General features: G+C 71.9%; 12 protein-coding genes. 6 read left to right on the forward strand and 6 right to left on the reverse strand.

The annotated features are described in order from the left end of the window. Positions 1 to 45: 45 nt before the first annotated feature. Positions 46 to 1,680: an FAD-dependent oxidoreductase gene (locus tag IA22_RS0109510; protein WP_030123301.1), complete on the forward strand. Its 1,635-nt coding sequence runs from the start codon at positions 46 to 48 to the stop codon at positions 1,678 to 1,680. A gap of 44 nt (positions 1,681 to 1,724) precedes the next feature. On the opposite strand, the gene IA22_RS0109515 is transcribed toward IA22_RS0109510, so the two are convergent. Next, the gene (locus tag IA22_RS0109515; protein ID WP_030123303.1) at positions 1,725 to 3,248 is read right to left on the reverse strand and encodes an alpha/beta fold hydrolase; all 1,524 of its coding nucleotides are present in this window, start codon (positions 3,246 to 3,248) and stop codon (positions 1,725 to 1,727) included. A 335-nt stretch (positions 3,249 to 3,583) separates the two neighbouring features. Between IA22_RS0109515 and paaK the strand changes: the two genes are divergently transcribed. Then, positions 3,584 to 4,873: a phenylacetate--CoA ligase PaaK gene (paaK, locus tag IA22_RS0109520; protein ID WP_015575867.1), complete on the forward strand. Its 1,290-nt coding sequence runs from the start codon at positions 3,584 to 3,586 to the stop codon at positions 4,871 to 4,873. A 34-nt stretch (positions 4,874 to 4,907) separates the two neighbouring features. Here the strand turns inward: paaK and IA22_RS0109525 are convergent, their stop codons facing one another. The 3 genes from IA22_RS0109525 to IA22_RS0109535 all read right to left on the reverse strand — a co-directional run bounded on the left by IA22_RS0109525 (position 4,908) and on the right by IA22_RS0109535 (position 8,231). Continuing rightward, positions 4,908 to 5,780, reverse strand: coding sequence for a class F sortase (locus IA22_RS0109525; RefSeq protein ID WP_030123304.1), 873 nt, complete (start codon positions 5,778 to 5,780; stop codon positions 4,908 to 4,910). A gap of 93 nt (positions 5,781 to 5,873) precedes the next feature. Further along, positions 5,874 to 6,374 carry a hypothetical protein gene (locus tag IA22_RS0109530; protein WP_015575869.1) on the reverse strand — a complete coding sequence of 167 codons (501 nt, stop codon included), beginning with the start codon at positions 6,372 to 6,374 and terminating at the stop codon, positions 5,874 to 5,876. A 294-nt stretch (positions 6,375 to 6,668) separates the two neighbouring features. Further along, entirely contained in the window at positions 6,669 to 8,231 is a 1,563-nt protein-coding gene (locus IA22_RS0109535; protein ID WP_033248049.1) for an acyl-CoA synthetase, read from the reverse strand. Positions 8,232 to 8,629: 398 nt separating this feature from the next. Here IA22_RS0109535 and IA22_RS0109540 point away from each other — a divergent pair, with 398 nt between their 5' ends. The 3 genes from IA22_RS0109540 to IA22_RS0109550 all read left to right on the forward strand — a co-directional run bounded on the left by IA22_RS0109540 (position 8,630) and on the right by IA22_RS0109550 (position 13,013). Then, entirely contained in the window at positions 8,630 to 10,504 is a 1,875-nt protein-coding gene (locus IA22_RS0109540; RefSeq protein ID WP_030123306.1) for a serine hydrolase domain-containing protein, read from the forward strand. Between the two features lie 27 nt (positions 10,505 to 10,531). After that, a complete protein-coding gene (locus tag IA22_RS0109545; RefSeq protein ID WP_030123307.1) occupies positions 10,532 to 11,176 on the forward strand; it encodes an SIMPL domain-containing protein in 645 nt (214 codons plus the stop codon). A 451-nt stretch (positions 11,177 to 11,627) separates the two neighbouring features. Next, entirely contained in the window at positions 11,628 to 13,013 is a 1,386-nt protein-coding gene (locus IA22_RS0109550) for a glycoside hydrolase family 10 protein (RefSeq protein ID WP_030123308.1), read from the forward strand. A 96-nt stretch (positions 13,014 to 13,109) separates the two neighbouring features. On the opposite strand, the gene IA22_RS0109555 is transcribed toward IA22_RS0109550, so the two are convergent. Next, positions 13,110 to 14,684, reverse strand: coding sequence for a phytoene desaturase family protein (locus tag IA22_RS0109555; RefSeq protein ID WP_030123309.1), 1,575 nt, complete (start codon positions 14,682 to 14,684; stop codon positions 13,110 to 13,112). A gap of 156 nt (positions 14,685 to 14,840) precedes the next feature. Between IA22_RS0109555 and IA22_RS0109560 the strand changes: the two genes are divergently transcribed. Next, complete coding sequence (locus IA22_RS0109560; protein ID WP_014157994.1) at positions 14,841 to 15,467, forward strand: DinB family protein; 627 nt, start codon at positions 14,841 to 14,843, stop codon at positions 15,465 to 15,467. Between the two features lie 28 nt (positions 15,468 to 15,495). Here IA22_RS0109560 and IA22_RS0109565 read toward each other — a convergent pair whose 3' ends face one another. Further along, a complete protein-coding gene (locus IA22_RS0109565; RefSeq protein ID WP_014157993.1) occupies positions 15,496 to 17,742 on the reverse strand; it encodes a serine/threonine-protein kinase in 2,247 nt (748 codons plus the stop codon). Positions 17,743 to 17,795: the final 53 nt, after the last annotated feature.

Consider the following 17,795-nt stretch of genomic DNA (forward strand, 5'->3'; position numbering starts at 1 on the left):
GGGCATGGACACTGCATCCGTCACGCGTCCGAGCTGGAGCAACAGATGAACGAGAACGCCGACCTCCGCGTACCGGTCCTCATCGTGGGCGGGTCCCTGGTGGGCCTGTCCACTTCCCTCTTCCTGAGCCGGCTCGGAGTACGCCACCTGCTGGTCGAGAAGCACAGCAGCACCTCGACGCACCCCCGAGGACGCGGGAACAACGTCCGCACGATGGAGGTGTTCCGTACCGCGGGTGCGGAGCGGCTGATCCGCGACGCCGCGTCCGTCCTGGCGGACAACCACGGCATCCTCCAGGCCGGGTCGCTGACCGGGGACGACCAGGAGTGGCTGTTCAAGGAGATCGACCCGGGCGGCGGGCTGGCCAGGTTCAGCCCGAGCGGCTGGTGCCTGTGCAGCCAGAACGACCTGGAGCCGGTACTGGTGACCCATGCCCGTGCCCAGGGGAGCGAGCTGCGCTTCTCCACGGAGCTGCTGTCCTTCGAGCAGGGCGCGGACGGGGTCACCGCCGTGGTGAAGGACCGGGAGACCGGGGAGCACACCACGGTGCGGGCCGACTACCTCGTGGCCGCCGACGGGCCCCGCAGCCCGGTGCGGGAGCGGTTGGGTATCGGTCAGACGGGTCCGGGCGACCTCTTCCACAACGTGAGCATCACGTTCCGCTCCCGTCGGCTCGCGTCCGTGGTGGGCGACCGGCGGTTCATCGTCTGCTATCTGACCAACCCGGAGGCCGACGGGGCGCTGCTGCCGGTGGACAACGTGGAGCGCTGGGTGTTCCACGCGCCGTGGCAGCCCGACCGGGGCGAGAAGCTGGAGGACTTCACCGACGAGCGGTGCGCGGAGCACATCCGCAAGGCGGTCGGAGCCCCCGACCTGGACGTCGAGATCACGGGCAAGGCTCCGTGGCACGCGGCCGAGCGGGTCGCCGAGCGGTACGGCTCCGGCCGGGTCTTCCTGGCGGGCGACTCGGCGCACGAGATGTCACCCACCGGGGCGTTCGGCTCCAACACCGGTATCCAGGACGCGCACAACCTGGCGTGGAAGCTGGCCGCTGTGCTCGACGAGGCGGCGGGTCCGGGGCTGCTCCGGACCTACGAGGCGGAACGACTGCCGGTGGCGCGGGCCACGAGCGCGCGTGCGTCGGCCCGTTCGAGCGAGCACAGTCACCCGGGATACGCCGGCACGCCCGGCCCGGGCGGCGGCCGCAAGGGCGGCATGCTCACGGTCGCGCTCGGATACCGCTATGTGCGGGGTGCCGTACTCGGTGTCGACCCGGACCTCCCGGTGGTCCCCGAGGGCATGGGTCTGACGGGCGAACCCGGCACACGGGCACCTCACATGTGGCTCGGCCGTGACGGTGGGCGCGTGTCGACCCTGGACCTGTACGAGAAGTCGTTCGTCCTGCTGTGCGACGCCCGGTACCAGGAGTGGCGTCCGGCGGCGGAGGCGGTGGCGAAGCGCCTCTCGGTCCCCCTGCGTGCCTTCGGCATCGGTTCAGTGCCGGGTGCGGACCTGAAGCCCGAGGGCGGGGCGGACTGGGCGGCCGCCCACGGGACGTCGGACGAGGGAGCCGTCCTGGTGCGCCCGGACGGTTTCGTGGCCTGGCGCTCCGAGGGCGCCGCGGCGGACCCGGAGGCGACGTTGTACGAGGTCATGATGACCCTGCTCCACCGCGACTGAAGCGACGGACACGCGGTGGGCCCCGCGGGGGCCCGCCGTGCTCGTCAGCCGATCCCGAACGCCTCGAGGGCGGCGAGGAAGGCCTTCGGGTTGTCGGTGTGCACCAGGTGGCCGGCGTCGACGGAGGCGAACCGCCCTCCGGGTATCTGCCGGGCCGTCCACTCCAGCTGGACCTGGTCGACGTGGCTGCGGGAGCCTCCGACGACGAGCGTGGGAGCTGTGATCTCGCCCAGGCGCTCCCGCGCTCCCGGGTCCGGGTCGTTCAGCTGGGCGTCGATGGACGCCACGACCTGCCAGTCGAATCCGAGCTCCTCCGACGGCCGCTCGGCCGGCGGGCGGGGCGGGTCGAGCGGGAGCAGGAGTGGTGCGTCCTCGACCACCAGTGCCCCGATCAGCGCCGGGTGCCGTTCGGCGAGCAGGAGCGCCGCCACGCCACCCATGGAGTGTCCGATCACGGTGGCGCCGGAGAGGTTGCGGGCCTCCAGGAAGGCGTGCAGGTCGTCGCGGAAGAACTCGAAGGAGTAACGGCCCGGCCAGTCGCTGAGGCCGTGTCCCCGGAAGTCGAGCGCGTACACCCGGTGACGGGCCGCGAGCTGCTCGGCGATCTCCGTCCAGTCCAGGCTGCTCCCGCCCCGCCCGTGCGCGAGCACGACGGGCGGTGCGGAGGGATCGCCCCAGGTCCGGTAGGCGAGACGGGTCCCTCCCGCCTGGACGCTGCTGACGCCGGGGTCGAGGAAGGCGGCGACCGCGCGGACGAAGTCACCGGGGCCGTCCATCCACGGGAAGTGGCCGGCACCGCGCTGTACGACGAACTCCGCGTGGGGAAAGAGTGCGGCGAGCTCCGCCGCTCGGTCGGGGGTGGGGCCGCCGTCGTACTCCCCCGCGAGGACGAGCACGGGCACCTGCAGTTCCCGGAGCGCGGCGACCGCGGAGGAGGCGAGGTCCACACCGCTCGCGGGATAGTAGAGCGAACCAGCGACGGCGTTCCGCTGCGCGGGGGATTCCGCGGCGTGCGCCTGTGCGGCGGCGTCCCAGCGCCCGTACATGAACGGCCTGATGCCGGCCCAGGTGTCGGGGGTGGCACGTCCGGCCTGGATCTCGTCGAGCGCGGCCCTGGCCTCGGCGTACCAGGGTTCGCGGGCGCGTAGCGCGGCGGCGTCGCGCCGGTCCTGGTCGGTGGCGGGGAGACCCAGGGTCGCCGCCGCCGGGGTGACCAGGGTGAGGGAGCGCAGCCGCTGCGGATGCGTCGCGGCGTAGAGCGCCGCGAGTTCCCCGGCGGCGGAGTGGCCGAGCACGTCGGCCCGGTCGATGCCGAGGTGCGCGCGGAGAGCCTCGACGTCGTCGACGAGGCGGTCGATCCGGTAGGTCGACGTGTCCTCGGGAACAGCTGATTCCCCGGTGCCCCTCAGGTCGAGCAGCACGAGCTGCCGCACCCGGGACAGGCCGCCGAGGTCGCCGAAGTAGCGGGCGGCCCGCATGGGGCCGCCGGGCAGGCAGATCAGAGGTTCTCCCTCGCCGACCAGACGGTAGGCGAGTTCGGTTCCGTCGTACGAGCTGAAGATCGGCATGGGTGTCATCCAAACAGGCCGAACGGCCCGGGGCGGGTGCGTACGCCCACAGCGAAGCACTCGACCGTGCTCCCCGCCAGGAGCCGGGCGGCCGTCGGGCCCGCCCCGCACGCGGGCTCGGGGTTCCGGCGACGGTCGCGGTGGCCGTCGCGCCTCGGCGGGGAGAACGCAGGACGGCGGCCGGACCGTCACCCCGGGCCCACCGAGCGCGGTCTCCGAACAGGAGTTTTCCACAGGCCACGCCTTCCCCCTTGCCAGAACCCCCGGCCTCCTGAATTACTGCTCCCAGGAGGCGACCGAATGGTCGGTCGCCGTTCGCCGAGGGGATGATCCGTATGACCGCGGTGCTGGACGCCGGCGAGCGGCTCGGCCGCGCCGAGCTCGAGTCCCTGCAGTTGGAGCGCCTCCGGGCCACCCTGCGGCACGCCTACGAGAACGTCGGCTTCTACCGTGCGGCCTTCGAGAAGGCGGGGCTGCGCCCCGAGGACTGCCGGACACTCGCCGACCTCTCCCGCTTCCCGTTCACGGTCAAGTCCGACCTGCGCGACAACTACCCGTTCGGGATGTTCGCCGTTCCCGAGGACCGGGTGAGGCGCATCCACGCCTCCAGCGGAACGACCGGCCGTCCGACGGTCGTCGGGTACACCGACCGTGACCTGGACACCTGGGCGGACGTGGTCGCCCGGTCGATCAGGGCGGCGGGTGGCCGCCCCGGCCACAAGGTTCACGTGGCCTACGGATACGGCCTGTTCACCGGAGGTCTCGGCGCTCACTACGGAGCGGAACGCCTCGGATGCACCGTCATCCCGGCTTCCGGGGGAATGACGGCGCGCCAGGTCCAGCTGATCCAGGACTTCCGCCCCGAGATCATCATGATCACGCCCTCGTACATGCTGACCCTGCTGGACGAATTCGAGCGCCAGGGCGTCGATCCCCGTACGACGTCGCTGAAGGTCGGCATCTTCGGCGCCGAGCCCTGGACGGAGCGGATGCGAGCGGAGATCGAGGAGCGGTTCGCCATCGACGCGGTCGACATATACGGGCTATCCGAGGTGATGGGCCCCGGGGTCGCTCAGGAGTGCGTCGAGACCAAGGACGGACTGCACATCTGGGAGGACCATTTCTACCCGGAGGTCGTCGACCCGTTCACCGGCGAGGTACTGCCGGACGGCGAGGAGGGAGAGCTGGTCTTCACCTCGCTCACCAAGGAGGCCATGCCGGTGATCCGCTACCGGACCCGGGACCTGACCCGGCTCCTGCCGGGCACCGCACGCGTCTTCCGGCGGATGGAGAAGGTCACCGGACGCAGCGACGACATGGTGATCCTGCGCGGGGTGAACCTCTTCCCCACCCAGATCGAGGAAATCGTGCTGCGGACCGCGGGAGTGGCCCCGCACTTCCAGCTGCGGCTGACACGGGAGGGCCGGCTGGACGCGCTGACCGTACGCGCGGAGGCGCGGACCGGTGCGACGACGGCCGAGCGCGAGGCCGCCGCCCTGTCCATCGCGGCGGCGGTCAAGGACGGGGTCGGTGTGAGCGTCGGCGTCGAGATCGTCGATCCGGAGACGCTGGAGCGGTCGGTCGGGAAGATCAGGCGGATCGTCGACCTGCGGAAGGGCGGCTGACGCACCCCCAGGGCTCCGGCGCGGGCCGGCGTGATCAGCGCGAGGCGGTCATGGCGGCGAAGACCACGACGTTGTCCTGGTAGCCCGCCTTCCTGTCGTAGTCGCCTCCGCAGGTGATCACCCGGAGTTCGGGACGCGTCGAGGGGCCGTAGACCTTACGGTCCGGGAAGGCCTTCTTGCCGTAGACCTCGACGGCGTAGACCGTGAATACGGCGGTGCGTCCGTCGGCCCGGACGATCTCGACGGTGGCGCCCTTGCGCACGGCCCCCAGCCGCTGGAAGACGCCGGGGCCCAGACTGGTGTCCACGTGCCCGGCCGTGACGGCGGTGCCCACGGCGCCGGGCACCGTTCCTCCGGCGTACCAGCCCGCGAGCACGGGGTTGTTGTCGGGTGGCGGTACCAGGGCCCCCGCCGCGTTCAGAGCGAGCTTCATCATCGGCGCGTCCACCTTGATCGCCGGGATCCGCAGCCGAAGGGGGGTGGAGGGCGCGAGCGGCTTCACGGCGGGGCGGCCGGGTGCCGGACTATCGAGGACGCTGCCGGCCGGACCGTCCGCACGGGGCCCTGCAGGTGCGGGACCCGCCGGCCAGGGACGCAGAGGAGCCGGACGGACCTGCGGCAACGACAGGGGCGCGGGTGTCACGGAGGACCGGCTGACATAGGAGGGCGGACCGGGTACGGGACGTCCGTGGGCCAGGTAGGCGAGCGCCCGCGCGGGCTCCACCGGGTCGGCGGTGATCCCTGCCGGGGCGACGGGAGCCGCGGTCCCGGCAGCCGGTGGCGGGGGCGGCCGGTCGTCGCGCGTCCCGCTGATCACCAGTGCCATGCCGGCCACCAGCGCCCAGACAAGGTGTCTGACCGCGGGAAACTGCTGGGCCGACGTGCTGGTCGTGCGCCCGGTGTCCATCGCGTGTGCCTCTGCTTCGCAGGGGGTGGGATCGGTGCGTCCGCGGGCCTGGGCCGGAACGGCACTCCGGGCCCGCGGACCGGTCTCGTACGGTCAGGAGCGGGTCCCGGTGGTCCGGCGGCGCAGTCTGACCACTCCCCCGGCCGCCGCTGCCGCGAGCAGGACGCTGCCTGCGACGAGCTGTGGGCCCTGGCCGGCGGGCGCGCCGAAGCCGGCGTCGACGCCACCGCTGGGTGTGCGTTCGACGATCCGGTAGGTGTCCGTGATCTTGACCCGCGGCGGGCACTTCACGGTCACGGTGTCGGTGCCCGGCCGGGTCCCCGCCGGAATGTCGAACGCACCGACGAGTACGCCCTCCCTGTCACCTTCGAAGAGGTGGAAGGCGCCTCCTGCCTCCGATGTGCCCTTCCCGTAGGTCTCCTTGCCGCACGCTCTGGTGCTGACGGTGACCTGGGAGCCCGGTGAGGCCTTCGCCGGGCTGATGCGGATGGTCTGTTCGCCGGACGGGTCAGCCGCCGCTCCGGCTACCGGAGCCGCCAGCGCGAGCGAGCCCACGGCCAGACAGATGACCGCACCGATGCGTGTGTTGCGCATGTGCTTCCTCCAACGGGAGCAGGGTCCGGCCGTCTGCGCGGCACCTCTGCTGTGCTCCGCCCCCGAGGCAACCGACAGTCCGTCACCCGCGCAACACGAGTCCCCGACCCCCTCTCACCCGGCCAGGCTCGAGGCACCGCCGCGCGGCAGCCGTTCACGCAGGTCACCCGATCCCGGAGGGGAATTGAGGACGGATCACGCCAGGACTGCGAACGGGGTACGCCTGCCGTGGACGCTCACACCGCGGCCGGTGCTGTGCGACCGCGGCTGCGACGTCCCGGGACGGGGTGTCGGTCAGTCGGACCGCGGAGCCGCCCGGCCGCCGGGGCCTGGACCCCCGGCGGCGTCGGAGTCGGAGTCGGCGAACCGGTCCCGCAGCTCGCGCTTGAGGATCTTGCCGCTGGCGTTGCGTGGGAGTTCGCCGACGAACAGGACCCGCTTCGGGGCCTTGAAGTGGGCCAGCTCCCCTCGGGCGTGCTCGATGAGCTCCGCTTCCGAGGCCTCGCCCCGGAGGACGACGACCGCGGTGACGGCCTCGATCCAGCGCGCGTCCGGCAGTCCCACCACCGCGACCTCGGCCACCGCGGGGTGGGTGTAGAGGGCATCCTCAACCTGCCGGGAGGCGACGAGCACACCGCCCGAGTTGATGACGTCCTTCACCCGGTCGACCACGGTGAAGTAGCCCTCCGGGTCGCGTACGGCGAGGTCACCCGAGTGGAACCAGCCGTCGCGGAACGCCTCGGCGCTCTCCTCGGGCTTGTCCCAGTAGCCCTGGCACAGTTGCGGGGAGCGGTAGACGACTTCACCGGCCGTGCCGTCGGGCACTTCCTTGCCGTGCTCGTCGACCACCTTCGCGTCGACGAAGAGCACGGGCCTGCCACAGGAGTCCATCCGCCCCTCGTGCTCGTCCGGACCGAGCACGGTGGCGAGGGGACCGACCTCGCTCTGGCCGAAACAGTTGTAGAACGCAAGCTCGGGCAGCCGCGCACGCAGACGTTCCAGGACGGGCACGGGCATGATCGACGCCCCGTAGTACGCCTTGCGCAGGGCGGACAGCTCACGGGTGGCGAACTCCGGGTGGTTGGCGAGACCGATCCAGACGGTCGGTGGCGCGAAGAGACTGTCCGCCTGCCCCGCTTCGACGAGGTCGAAGATCCGTCCGGCGTCCGGGGCGTCGAGAATGGTGTTCTCGGCACCCACCGCGAGGTACGGCAGCAGGAACACGTGCATCTGCGCGGAGTGGTACAGCGGCAACGAGTGCACCGGCAGGTCGGTGGCGCGCAGGTCGAGTGCAGTGAGGGCGCTGACGTACTCGTGGACCAGGGCGCCGTGCGTCATCATCGCGCCCTTGGGCTGGGCCGTGGTGCCGGAGGTGTAGAGGAGTTGGACGAGGTCGTCGGCGCCCGGTTCCCGTTCCGGTGAGAACGGCCGGGGGGTGGCGAGTTCATCGAGCAGGGAGCCGGGTGCGTCGCGCAGCGGACGGACGGCGTGATGGGACGGGACGCGCGGTGCGAGGGCCGGGTCGGTGAGGACGAGTGCGCTGCCGGACTGACGGAGGATGTACGCCAGGTCCTCGCCGGTCAGGTTCTGATTGACCGGCACATGGACCAGTCCGGCCCGGGCGCAGGCCAGGTAGGCGATGAGGTACACGTCGGAGTTGTGGGCGTAGGAGGCCACCCGGTCACCGGGCCGCAGTCCGTGGGCGGTGGTCAGCACCGCGGCCGCGGTACCGACCGCCTCGTCGAGCGCCGCGTAGGTCCAGGTCCGCTCCGCGTACCGTACGGCGGTGCGCCCGGGAGTGCGCCGTGCGCTGCGCGTCACGACTCCGTCTACTGTGCTGCTCCGTACACCTGTCATGGCGTGATCCTGGGTGGCGGGTGGTCGCGGGTCAAGGGCCCGGAACTCCTGTGTCGGCACGCCCTGCCGGGCCGGCGGGTCCGGCGGGACGCGGCAGCGGAGGTCATGGTCCTGGCGTCGGACACCGCGGGCGAGCGCAGCCGGATCGCCCAGGATCACGGCCGCGGGGGTCCAGGCCGGCGGCCTCCTCGGCCTCCCGCGCCGCAACAGCCCCGAAGGTCTCGCTCTGTCCGGCGCCTTGAGAACTGACTTGCCGTCATTTTCTTTGTGCCGCCAAGGGTCCCACGGGTGGCCGCGGTACCAGTAGCCTCTCCTTCGGCAGGAAGTTTCATCACCGTACGAAGTTTCGAAAGTTATTTTCGCGCAGGCGCTTTCGACGTGAGGGGAAGGGATTCCGGATGGCCGGTGACGTGTCGGGACGGGGAATGAGCCGCCGGGGGCTGAGCGGCGGGATACTGGCGCTGGGCGGAGCACTCGCTCTCGCGCCGATCCCCTTCGCGGGAGCCGCCGGAGCGGCGGCCGGCGTCGAGCGGGGTACGGGGTCGCCGGGCGGCGGAACTCCGGGCGCGGCAACGGGAACCGGGACGGGTATGGGAGCAGGGCAGGGAGGGCGGACGCTGCGCCGTGGACCGGCCGAGCGTGCCGGGCTGTTGCCGGACCAGCTCGACCTGCTCGTCGCCGACGCGGAGAAGTACCTCGCCGACTCCCCCGCTCACCCCTGGTACGCGGGAGCCGTCCTGCTCGCGGGGCGGGGCGGCACGGTGGCCCTGCACCGGCCGATCGGGCAGGCGGTCCGCTATGCGGCGTACGACGAGACCACCGACACGGGGGTCGAGCTTCCGCCGGACCAGCAGATCGCGATGGCCGAGGACACCGTCTTCGACCTGGCCTCGGTGTCCAAGCTGTTCACCTCGATCCTCGCCGTGCAGCAGATCGAGCGGGGCGCGCTGGAGCTGGAGGCGCCGGTCGTGTCCTACCTCCCCGACTTCGGCGGGGGCGGCAAGCAGGACATCACGGTACGTCAGCTCCTCACGCACACATCCGGCTTCCGGGCCTGGATCCCGCTCTACAAGGAGCCGACCCGAGAGGGAAAGCTACGGCTGCTCTGGGACGAGGTCCCGGCCTCGCCTCCCGGGACGAAGTACCTCTACTCCGACCTCAACCTGATCTCGCTGCAGCTGATCCTGGAGAAGATCACCGGCCGCACCCAGGACACCCTGCTCCGCGACGAGATCACCGCTCCGCTCGGGATGCGCCGCACCCGGTACAACCCGCCCGCCTCATGGAAGCCGAAGATCGCGGCGACCGAGGACGCCCGGCTGCCCTGGTCGGGACTGGAGCGCGGGCTGGTCTGGGGAGAGGTCCACGACGAGAACGCGTACAGCCTGGGCGGGGTGGCCGGTCACGCGGGCGTCTTCTCGTGCGCCTGGGATCTGGCCGTGCTCGCCCGCACGTTGCTCAACGGGGGCGTCTACGGCAGGTCCCGGATCCTGGCCGAGGAATCCGTGGAACTCCTGTTCACCGACTTCAACACCGCGTTCCCCGGCGACGAGCACGGACTGGGCTTCGAGCTGTACCAGCACTGGTACATGGGCGCGATGGCCACTCCGCGCACGGCGGGGCACACCGGCTTCACCGGCACGAGCCTGGTCCTCGATCCGACGACCGACTCGTTCCTGATCGTGCTGGGCAACTCCGTCCACCCGGTGCGCACCTGGCGTTCGGGCAGTGCTCCGCGCGTGGCGACGGCCAACCGGATGGCGCGCGCGGTGCCGGTCCGCCCGTTCCGGGGACGTACCGCCTGGTTCTCCGGGATGGCGAACGCCACCTCCGCGACACTCGCGCTGCCCGCGCTCCGCCTCGTCGCCGCACGTCCGACCCTGACCTTCGCCCTCTGGTGGGACACCGAACCGGCCTCGGACCTGCTCCGGCTGGAGGCCTCGTCGGACTCCGGGGCGACCTGGCGGCCCGTCCCCTTCACCTCGGCACCGGCACAGGAGGGCGGCACCGGGAAGCCCCTGCCGCATCCGGACGGCTCGGTCTCGGGCTGGTCGGGGCGCGTGTGGCACCGGGGCGAGGCCGACCTGAACACCTGGCGGGGCACGGAGGTCCGGCTCCGCTGGCGGTACGTCACCGACCAGTTGTACGTCGGGCGCGGCGTCTACGTGGACGACGTACGGGTCGAGGACGGCGGGCGGACGCTCTTCGACGGCAACAGAACCGGCGACGCCCGGCGCATCGAGGCGACCGGCTGGACCGTTTCCGCCGATTGAGCGGCTCAGGCTGGTTGGATGACCGGCATGAACGGAACCCAGTCCATAGACAGCCCGTGGGGCGTGTCGGTGTTCGGAGCGGCGAGTGTGGACGCCGCCCCCGACCTGGCACGCCTCCGCGTCGCGATATCGCAGACGAAGAACAAGCCGGGCGACGCGTTCGCCGCCACGCGGACCGGGGTGAACCGGATCCGTGAGGTGCTGCGCGGGCACGGGGTGCCGGAGACGGCCGTGTCCACCTCGAGGCTGAACCTGGCGTCCCAGTGGAGCTACGGCAACGAACGCACCTTCCTGGGCTACGAGTGCACCGCGTCCTTCGTGATCGAACTGCGCGAGCTGGACATCCTGGAGGCGGTGCTCGTCGACGTCGTGGACGCCGGGGCCAACGAGGTCAAGGGCGTCGAGTTCGACGTACGCACGAAGAGGGAACTGCGCGCCCGTGCCCGCACGGCGGCCGTGGCCGCGGCCCGGGAGAAGGCCGCGCTGTACGCGGAGGCGGCCGGGGTGCACCTCGGGCCCGTGATCCACATCAAGGACGTCGACGCCGAACAGATGCAGGGCTACCGCAGCCACAGCGGTAACCACGGCGGCGGCGGAGAAGGCGACCTGACGCCCGGCAGGGTGACCGTCTCCGCCGGAGTCGTCCTCGGCCTCTCACTCGTCGGCGGCTGAGGCCGCGCACACCACGGCGCGGCGGGCGGCGCGGGCCTCCGCCGTGGTCCGCGATACCCGTCGCGCCCGTCACGCCCGGAGAGATCCCGAAACTTTCGCCCTGCCGCCCCGTCCGTCTTCGCCGCGCCCGAGTCTCACCGGAGGAGCCTTCGGACACCTCACCCGGAATGTCCGGGAAGGACCGTCGTACCACCAGGCACGATAGGCAACTCCCCTCAGATGAGCGCCAGTTGGCTCGGAAATCTTTCGGAAACACTGCGTTGACGCGACTTCCCACCGAGCGCATACTCTCCCTCACTCCCCTTGTTCCACAGCTCGTCTTCCCGTCGGCCGGTACGCCCTTCCCCGTGCGTCCGCCGACGGTTACACAGCACCTCGAACGGTCCGAATCCCCCCGCCCGGGCACCGCGTTCGAACTGCCCGGCAACCGGAAGAAGAGGCTGGAATCGTGATGGCTCAGAATCCCCCGGTCGGCGGCCGCACCCGTCGGCGTCCACAGGCCCGCGCCCGGTGCGCCCTGTCACTCCTCACCGCGGGCGTCCTCGCCGCGGCAGGTGTCGTGGCACTCGCGGGCACCGCCCAAGCCGCCGGCGCCCTCGGTGACGCCGCGGCTGCCAAGGGACGCTACTTCGGCGCGGCGGTCGCCGCGAACCACCTCGGTGAAGCGGCGTACGCATCCACGCTGGACGCCCAGTTCGGCTCGGTCACACCCGAGAACGAGATGAAGTGGGACGCGGTCGAGAGCTCCCGCAACTCGTTCAGTTTCTCGGCGGCGGACCGGATCGTCAGCCACGCCCAGAGCAAGGGGATGAAGGTCAGGGGCCACACCCTCGTGTGGCACTCCCAGCTTCCCGGGTGGGTGAGCCCTCTGGCCGCCACCGACCTCCGCTCGGCGATGAACAACCACATCACCCAGGTGATGACCCACTACAAGGGCAAGATCCATTCGTGGGACGTGGTGAACGAGGCCTTCCAGGACGGCGGCAGCGGGGCCCGGCGCAGCTCTCCGTTCCAGGACAAGCTCGGCAACGGCTTCATCGAGGAGGCGTTCCGGACCGCACGTACGGTCGATGCCGGCGCGAAGCTCTGCTACAACGACTACAACACCGACGGGCAGAACGCGAAGAGCAACGCTGTGTACGAGATGGTGAAGGACTTCAAGCAGCGCGGTGTCCCCATCGACTGCGTGGGGTTCCAGTCGCACTTCAACAGCAACTCGCCCGTCCCCTCCGACTTCCAGGCCAACCTGCAGCGGTTCGCCGATCTCGGAGTCGACGTACAGATCACCGAACTGGACATCGAGGGCTCCGGTTCGGCCCAGGCGGCGAACTACACCAAGGTGGTCAACGCCTGCCTGGCGGTCACCCGGTGCACGGGCATCACGGTCTGGGGTGTCACGGACAAGTACTCGTGGCGCAGCGGCGGGACCCCGCTGCTCTTCGACGGTGACTACAACAAGAAGCCGGCCTACGACGCGGTGCTCGCCGCGCTCGGCGGTTCCGGCGGAGGCGGTGACGACGGCGGGGAGGGCGGCGACGGCGCCTGCACGGCGACGTACACCCGGACCTCGACGTGGAACGGCGGATACAACGGCCAGGTCACCGTCAAGGCGGGCGGTTCGGGCATCACCGGATGGGCGGTTCCGGTGACCGTCGCGTCGCCCCAGAAGGTCTCCGCCGTCTGGAACGGCACACCCACCACGACGGGCGACGTGATGACGGTGAGGCATTCCTGGAACGGAACCCTGGCGGCGGGAGCCTCGACGACCTTCGGATTCACCGTCCAGACCAACGGCGGCACGTCGGCACCCGTCGTGGGTGCCTGCACCGCTTCCTGAACAGTCCCGTACGACGGTCCCGGAGGCGGCGCCGAGTACGACCTGCCGCACAAGCCCGGGACGCTGCACGGGGTGTTCGGACGGCAGGACGGGCGGTCACCGGCCCAGCGCCGCCATGGCGGCGTTGTGGCCGGGCACCCCGCTGACACCGCCGCCGCGGACCGCACCGGCCCCGCAGAGCAGGACGTTGGCGTGCGCGGTCTCCACGCCCCAGCGGCCCGTCTCCCCCGTGGCGTACGGGAAGGACAGGTCCCGGTGGAAGATGTGGCCGCCGGGCAGCCTCAGTTCCCGTTCCAGATCCACGGGGGTCTTCGCCTCGATGCACGGCCTGCCGTCGCCGTCGAGGGCGAGGCAGTCCGTGATCGGTTCCTCCAGGTGGGCGTCAAGTTCGGCCAGGGTCGCTCCGAGCAGCGCGTCGCGTGTCGTCCCGTTGTCGGCCGCGAAGAGCCGGGCGGGGGTGTGGAGCCCGAACAGGGTGAGGGTCTGGTAGCCGCGGGACGCGAGGCCGGGGCCGAGGATCGACGGGTCGGTCAGCGAGTGGCAGTAGATCTCGGAGGGCGGGGCGGTGGGCGGACGTCCGGCAGCCGCCTCGCGGTAGGCGGTGGCCAGTTGTCCGTATCCCTCGGCGATGTGAAAGGTGCCGGCGAAGGCCCGGTGCGGGTCGACGGATCGGTGGCGCAGCTTCGGCAGCCGCGTGAGCAGCATGTTCACCTTGAGCTGTGCGCCTTCGGCCGGTGCGGGCGGCTCGTCACCGAGGAGCGCTGCCAGCGCCTGCGGCGACGCGTTGACGAGGACCCTGCGCGCGCCCACCACACGCTCCCCGTCGGGTGAGCGGACGGTGACCTCGGCGCGGGTGCCGTCCGTCTCGATGCGGGTCGCCTCGTGCAGGACGCGGATCTCGGCGCCCGCGGCGCGTGCCGCGTCGGCCAGGGCGTCGGTGAGCGCGCCCATGCCGCCGACGGGGACGTCCCAGTCCCCCGTGGAGTTGCCGATCACGTGGTAGAGGAAGCAGCGGTTCTGGATCAGGGACGGGTCGTGGGCGTCCGCGAAGGTTCCGATCAGCGCGTCGGTGAGGACGACACCGCGTACGAGGTCGTCGGCGAAGTTCTCCTCGACGGCGACACCGATGGGTTCCTCGAACAGAGCCCGCCAGGCGTCCGCGTCGTCGAGACGTGCCCGCAGGTCCTCGCGGGACGGCAGAGGCTCGGTGAGCGTCGGGAACACCCGCTCGGCGACCCGTCGCGTCATTCCTTGGAAACGCTGCCATGCCTCGTACTCGCGGCCGTCACCGGTGAGCGCCGCGAAGGATTCCCGGGTGCCCTCACCGCCGACCAGCAGCCCGGTGGACCGGCCGCCGCGCACGGCCGGGGTGTACGAGGAGACGGTGCGCTTGCGGACGGCGAAGCCGAGGCCGAGTTCCTGGACGATCTTCTGCGGGAGGAGCGAGACGAGGTAGGAGTAGCGGGAGAGCCGGGCGTCGATCCCGTCGAAGGGCCGGGTCGAGACGGCCGCTCCCCCGGTGGCGCCGAGACGCTCCAGGACCAGGACGCTCTGTCCGGCGCGGGCGAGGTAGGCGGCGGCGACCAGGCCGTTGTGGCCGCCGCCGACGACGACCGCGTCGTAGGAGTCGTGTGCGGGCGTAGCGGCTGAGGGCGTCTCGTCTGCGGACATGCTCCTTCGTAACACGCGCGGCGCGTCCCCGGACAGGGTGCGGGACCGTGGCGGACCGCGCGTGCGCGGGGACGCGGTAATCCGCTGGTCGGTGCGCCCAGGCCTGTGGGAGGGTGCCCGCAGCCGCTCCCGAAACACCCCGCCGCAGGAGAGTCCATGAGTGTCCCCGCCCGTCTGACACCGCTGCTCGACCAGTTCGACTGGGCCTGCGAGCGCCTCGGGAACCGGTTGGCAGGGCCCTTCGTGGACAGCGGCAACGGCACGGAGGTGGCGGCCCCGGCGCTGACCGACGAGGAGTACCTGTGGGAGCCGGTGCCCGACTGCTGGTCGGTCCGTCGGCGCGTCGCGGGCCCCGGCCCGGGCGCCACGTTCCTGACGGGTGCGGGCGCCTGGGGACGTGACACGGCGCCGTTCCCGCATCCCACACCGCCGCCCTTCACCACGCTGGCATGGCGGCTGAGTCATCTCGCCGAGATGCTGGCCCTGCGTGCCGATCACACCGCGGGCGGCCACAGCATGACCCGCGAGGACTACCGGGTGGCGGGTGACGCGGCGGAGGCACTCGCGGACTTCGCCGCCTCCGCCGCCGCGTGGCGGGCGGCGCTGGCCGGAGCCGACGACGCGGCGCTCGACACGGTCGGGTACTGCACCTACCCCTACGGCAGTGATCCGGAGGATGCCTTCCTGAGCACCGTGTGGTGGGTCAACCAGGAAGTGCTGCACCACGGGGCCGAGATCGCGCTGCTGCGGGACCTCTACCGGGCACGGCGCGGCCAGGCCTGACGGCCGGTGGGACGGTGGGCCCCGTGGCTCAGTGCGGTGGTACCCCGCGCTGTCGGCGCAGGTCGGCGACCCTGCGGTGGACCGCCACCGCCTCCGTTCCCCGGCCGAGCTGTTCGAGGCAGTGTGCCTCGTCGTTGCGGCCGGCGAGGGTGTCGGGGTGGTCCGGGCCGAGGGTGCGTTCGCGGATCTCGGCGATCGCACGGTAGTCGCCGAGCGCGTCGGTCCAGCGGCCGAGCCAGCCCAGCCCGACGGCCACCTCCCGGCGGCTGACGAGCGTGTCGGGGTGGCCGGGGCCCAGGGTGCGCTCCCGGAGGGCGCAGACCTCACGGGACTCGGCCAGCGCCTCGTCCCAGCGCGACAGCCGGCCCAGGTTCACTCCCACGCCGTGCCGGGCACGCAGCGTCTCGGGGTCGAGGGGGCCACCGATCCGGGTGCGGTCCTCGACCAGGGTGCGGTAGAGCTCCAGGGCCTCCGCGCTGCGGCCCAGGCGTCCCAGGCTGATGCCCACCTCGTAGCGCGCGGACAGGGTGTCGGGGTGGTCGGCGCCGAGCGTGCCGGCGCGTGCGCGCGCGACCTCCCGGTAGGTCTCCAGGGCATCGGCCCAGCGCTCCAGCCGCCCGAGTGCGTAGGCCACTTCGTACAAGGTGACCAGGGTGTCCGGGTGCGCCGGGCCGAGCACGCGGCCGCGGGCGTCCGCGACCTCGCGGGCCATGCGGTACGAGTCCTCCAGGCGGCCCAGTCTGCTGAGGTTGAAGGCGAGGTTGTGACGGCAGCGCAGGGTGTCGGGATGGTCCGGCCCCATGGAGCGCTCCCGCGAGGCGAGTACCGCGGCGTAGATCTGGTGCGCCTCGAAGTGCCGGTCGAGCTGGCCGAGGACGTAGGCCGCCTCCTGCCGGGCCGCGAGGGTCTCGGGGTGGTCGGGACCCAGGGTGCGTGCGCGGCCCTCGGCGACCCGGCCGAACTCGCGCAGGGCGTCGGCGGTGTGTCCGGTGCGGCTGAGGGTGAATCCGATCTCGTACCTGCTGGCGAGGGTGTCGGGGTGGTCGGGGCCGAGCGCTTGTTCGCGCTCGGTGGCGACGGCCCGGTGGACGTCACCCGCTTCCTCCCAGTGCCCCAGGCGCCCGAGGTCGAGTCCGGCTCTGTGCCGGCCGTCCGGGGTGGCGGGCGGGCCGGGAGAGGGAGCGGGACCGCCCGAGCCCTCCGGCGTGAGGCCGCCGGCGAGGGCCTGCCCCGTCCCCGTGGTCCAGGCGGCGGTGAGCGCGGTGGCGTGCTCGACGGCCGCCGTCGCGGAGGCCCCGGCACCGACGGCCTTGTGACCGGTGGTCATGTCGCGGGTCCAGGAGGGCAGTCCGGGCTCCCCCGCTCCGGGAGTCGCCACGGGGACGGGCGGGGCGGGACGGGCCTGTCCGGCCTGCGGCTGCTCGCCGGTGCGCCCGAGCGCGATGCGCTGCCGGAGGTCACCCGCGTCGGCCGGCCGCTCGTCCGGGGTCTTGGCCAGGAGTTCCAGGACGACCTCGTCGAAGAACCTGGGGAGTTCCGCGCGGTGGGTGCGTGGCGGCTCGGGGACGGTGTCGCGGTGGCCGACGAGCACGGACCAGGAGTCCTCCATGTCGAACGGCGGCACACCCGTGGCGATCTCGTACAGCACACAGCCCAGGGAGTAGAGGTCGCTGCGGTGGTCGACCTCGCCGCCGCTGATCTGCTCGGGCGACATGTAGTGCGGGGTGCCCATGGCGATGCCGGTCCCCGTGAGGCGGGAGGTGAAGCCGATGTCGTGGCCGAGCCGCGCGATGCCGAAGTCGCAGAGCTTCACCGCGCCGTCGTCGAGCCGCATGATGTTGGCGGGCTTGAGGTCCCGGTGCACGATGCCCTGCCGGTGGGTGTAGCCGAGGGCGTCCGCGACCTGTTCGGCGATGTCGACGACCTCCGCGACCGGCAACGGGTGCTGCTTGTTGTCCTCCAGGAGCTGGCTGAGGTTACGTCCCTCCAGGAGCTCCATGACGAGGTAGAGGACCCCGTCCGACTCACCGAAGTCGTGGACGACGGTGACCCCGCGGTGCTGGAGCGCCGCGGCCACCCTGGCCTCGCGGCGGAACCGCTCGCGCAGTACGCGGGTGAAGGCCTCGTCGTGCTGAGGCCCCACGGGCTTCAGGCACTTGACCGCCACGTGCCGGCCCAACGACTCGTCGCGCGCACGCCACACCTCGCCCATGCCTCCGCGCCCGATCAGATCGAGCAGCTGGTACCGGCTCTGGATCAGCCTTCTGTCCGTCATCGCCTGTCGTCGCCCCCGTTCGATCCGCTTCCCGCTGCTCCTGCGCCCGCCCC

Origin of the sequence: Kitasatospora papulosa, assembly GCF_000717245.1 — a bacterium.
Taxonomy (GTDB): domain Bacteria; phylum Actinomycetota; class Actinomycetes; order Streptomycetales; family Streptomycetaceae; genus Streptomyces; species Streptomyces papulosus.

Bases quoted from the DNA above. Each gene is read 5' to 3' on its own strand.
- IA22_RS0109510 (WP_030123301.1), top strand. From the start codon at position 46: ATGAACGAGAACGCCGACCTCCGCGTACCGGTCCTCATCGTGGGCGGG.
- IA22_RS0109515 (WP_030123303.1), bottom strand. From the start codon at position 3,248: ATGCCGATCTTCAGCTCGTACGACGGAACCGAACTCGCCTACCGTCTG.
- paaK (WP_015575867.1), top strand. From the start codon at position 3,584: ATGACCGCGGTGCTGGACGCCGGCGAGCGGCTCGGCCGCGCCGAGCTC.
- IA22_RS0109525 (WP_030123304.1), bottom strand. From the start codon at position 5,780: ATGGACACCGGGCGCACGACCAGCACGTCGGCCCAGCAGTTTCCCGCG.
- IA22_RS0109530 (WP_015575869.1), bottom strand. From the start codon at position 6,374: ATGCGCAACACACGCATCGGTGCGGTCATCTGTCTGGCCGTGGGCTCG.
- IA22_RS0109535 (WP_033248049.1), bottom strand. From the start codon at position 8,231: ATGACAGGTGTACGGAGCAGCACAGTAGACGGAGTCGTGACGCGCAGC.
- IA22_RS0109540 (WP_030123306.1), top strand. From the start codon at position 8,630: ATGGCCGGTGACGTGTCGGGACGGGGAATGAGCCGCCGGGGGCTGAGC.
- IA22_RS0109545 (WP_030123307.1), top strand. From the start codon at position 10,532: ATGAACGGAACCCAGTCCATAGACAGCCCGTGGGGCGTGTCGGTGTTC.
- IA22_RS0109550 (WP_030123308.1), top strand. From the start codon at position 11,628: ATGGCTCAGAATCCCCCGGTCGGCGGCCGCACCCGTCGGCGTCCACAG.
- IA22_RS0109555 (WP_030123309.1), bottom strand. From the start codon at position 14,684: ATGTCCGCAGACGAGACGCCCTCAGCCGCTACGCCCGCACACGACTCC.
- IA22_RS0109560 (WP_014157994.1), top strand. From the start codon at position 14,841: ATGAGTGTCCCCGCCCGTCTGACACCGCTGCTCGACCAGTTCGACTGG.
- IA22_RS0109565 (WP_014157993.1), bottom strand. From the start codon at position 17,742: ATGACGGACAGAAGGCTGATCCAGAGCCGGTACCAGCTGCTCGATCTG.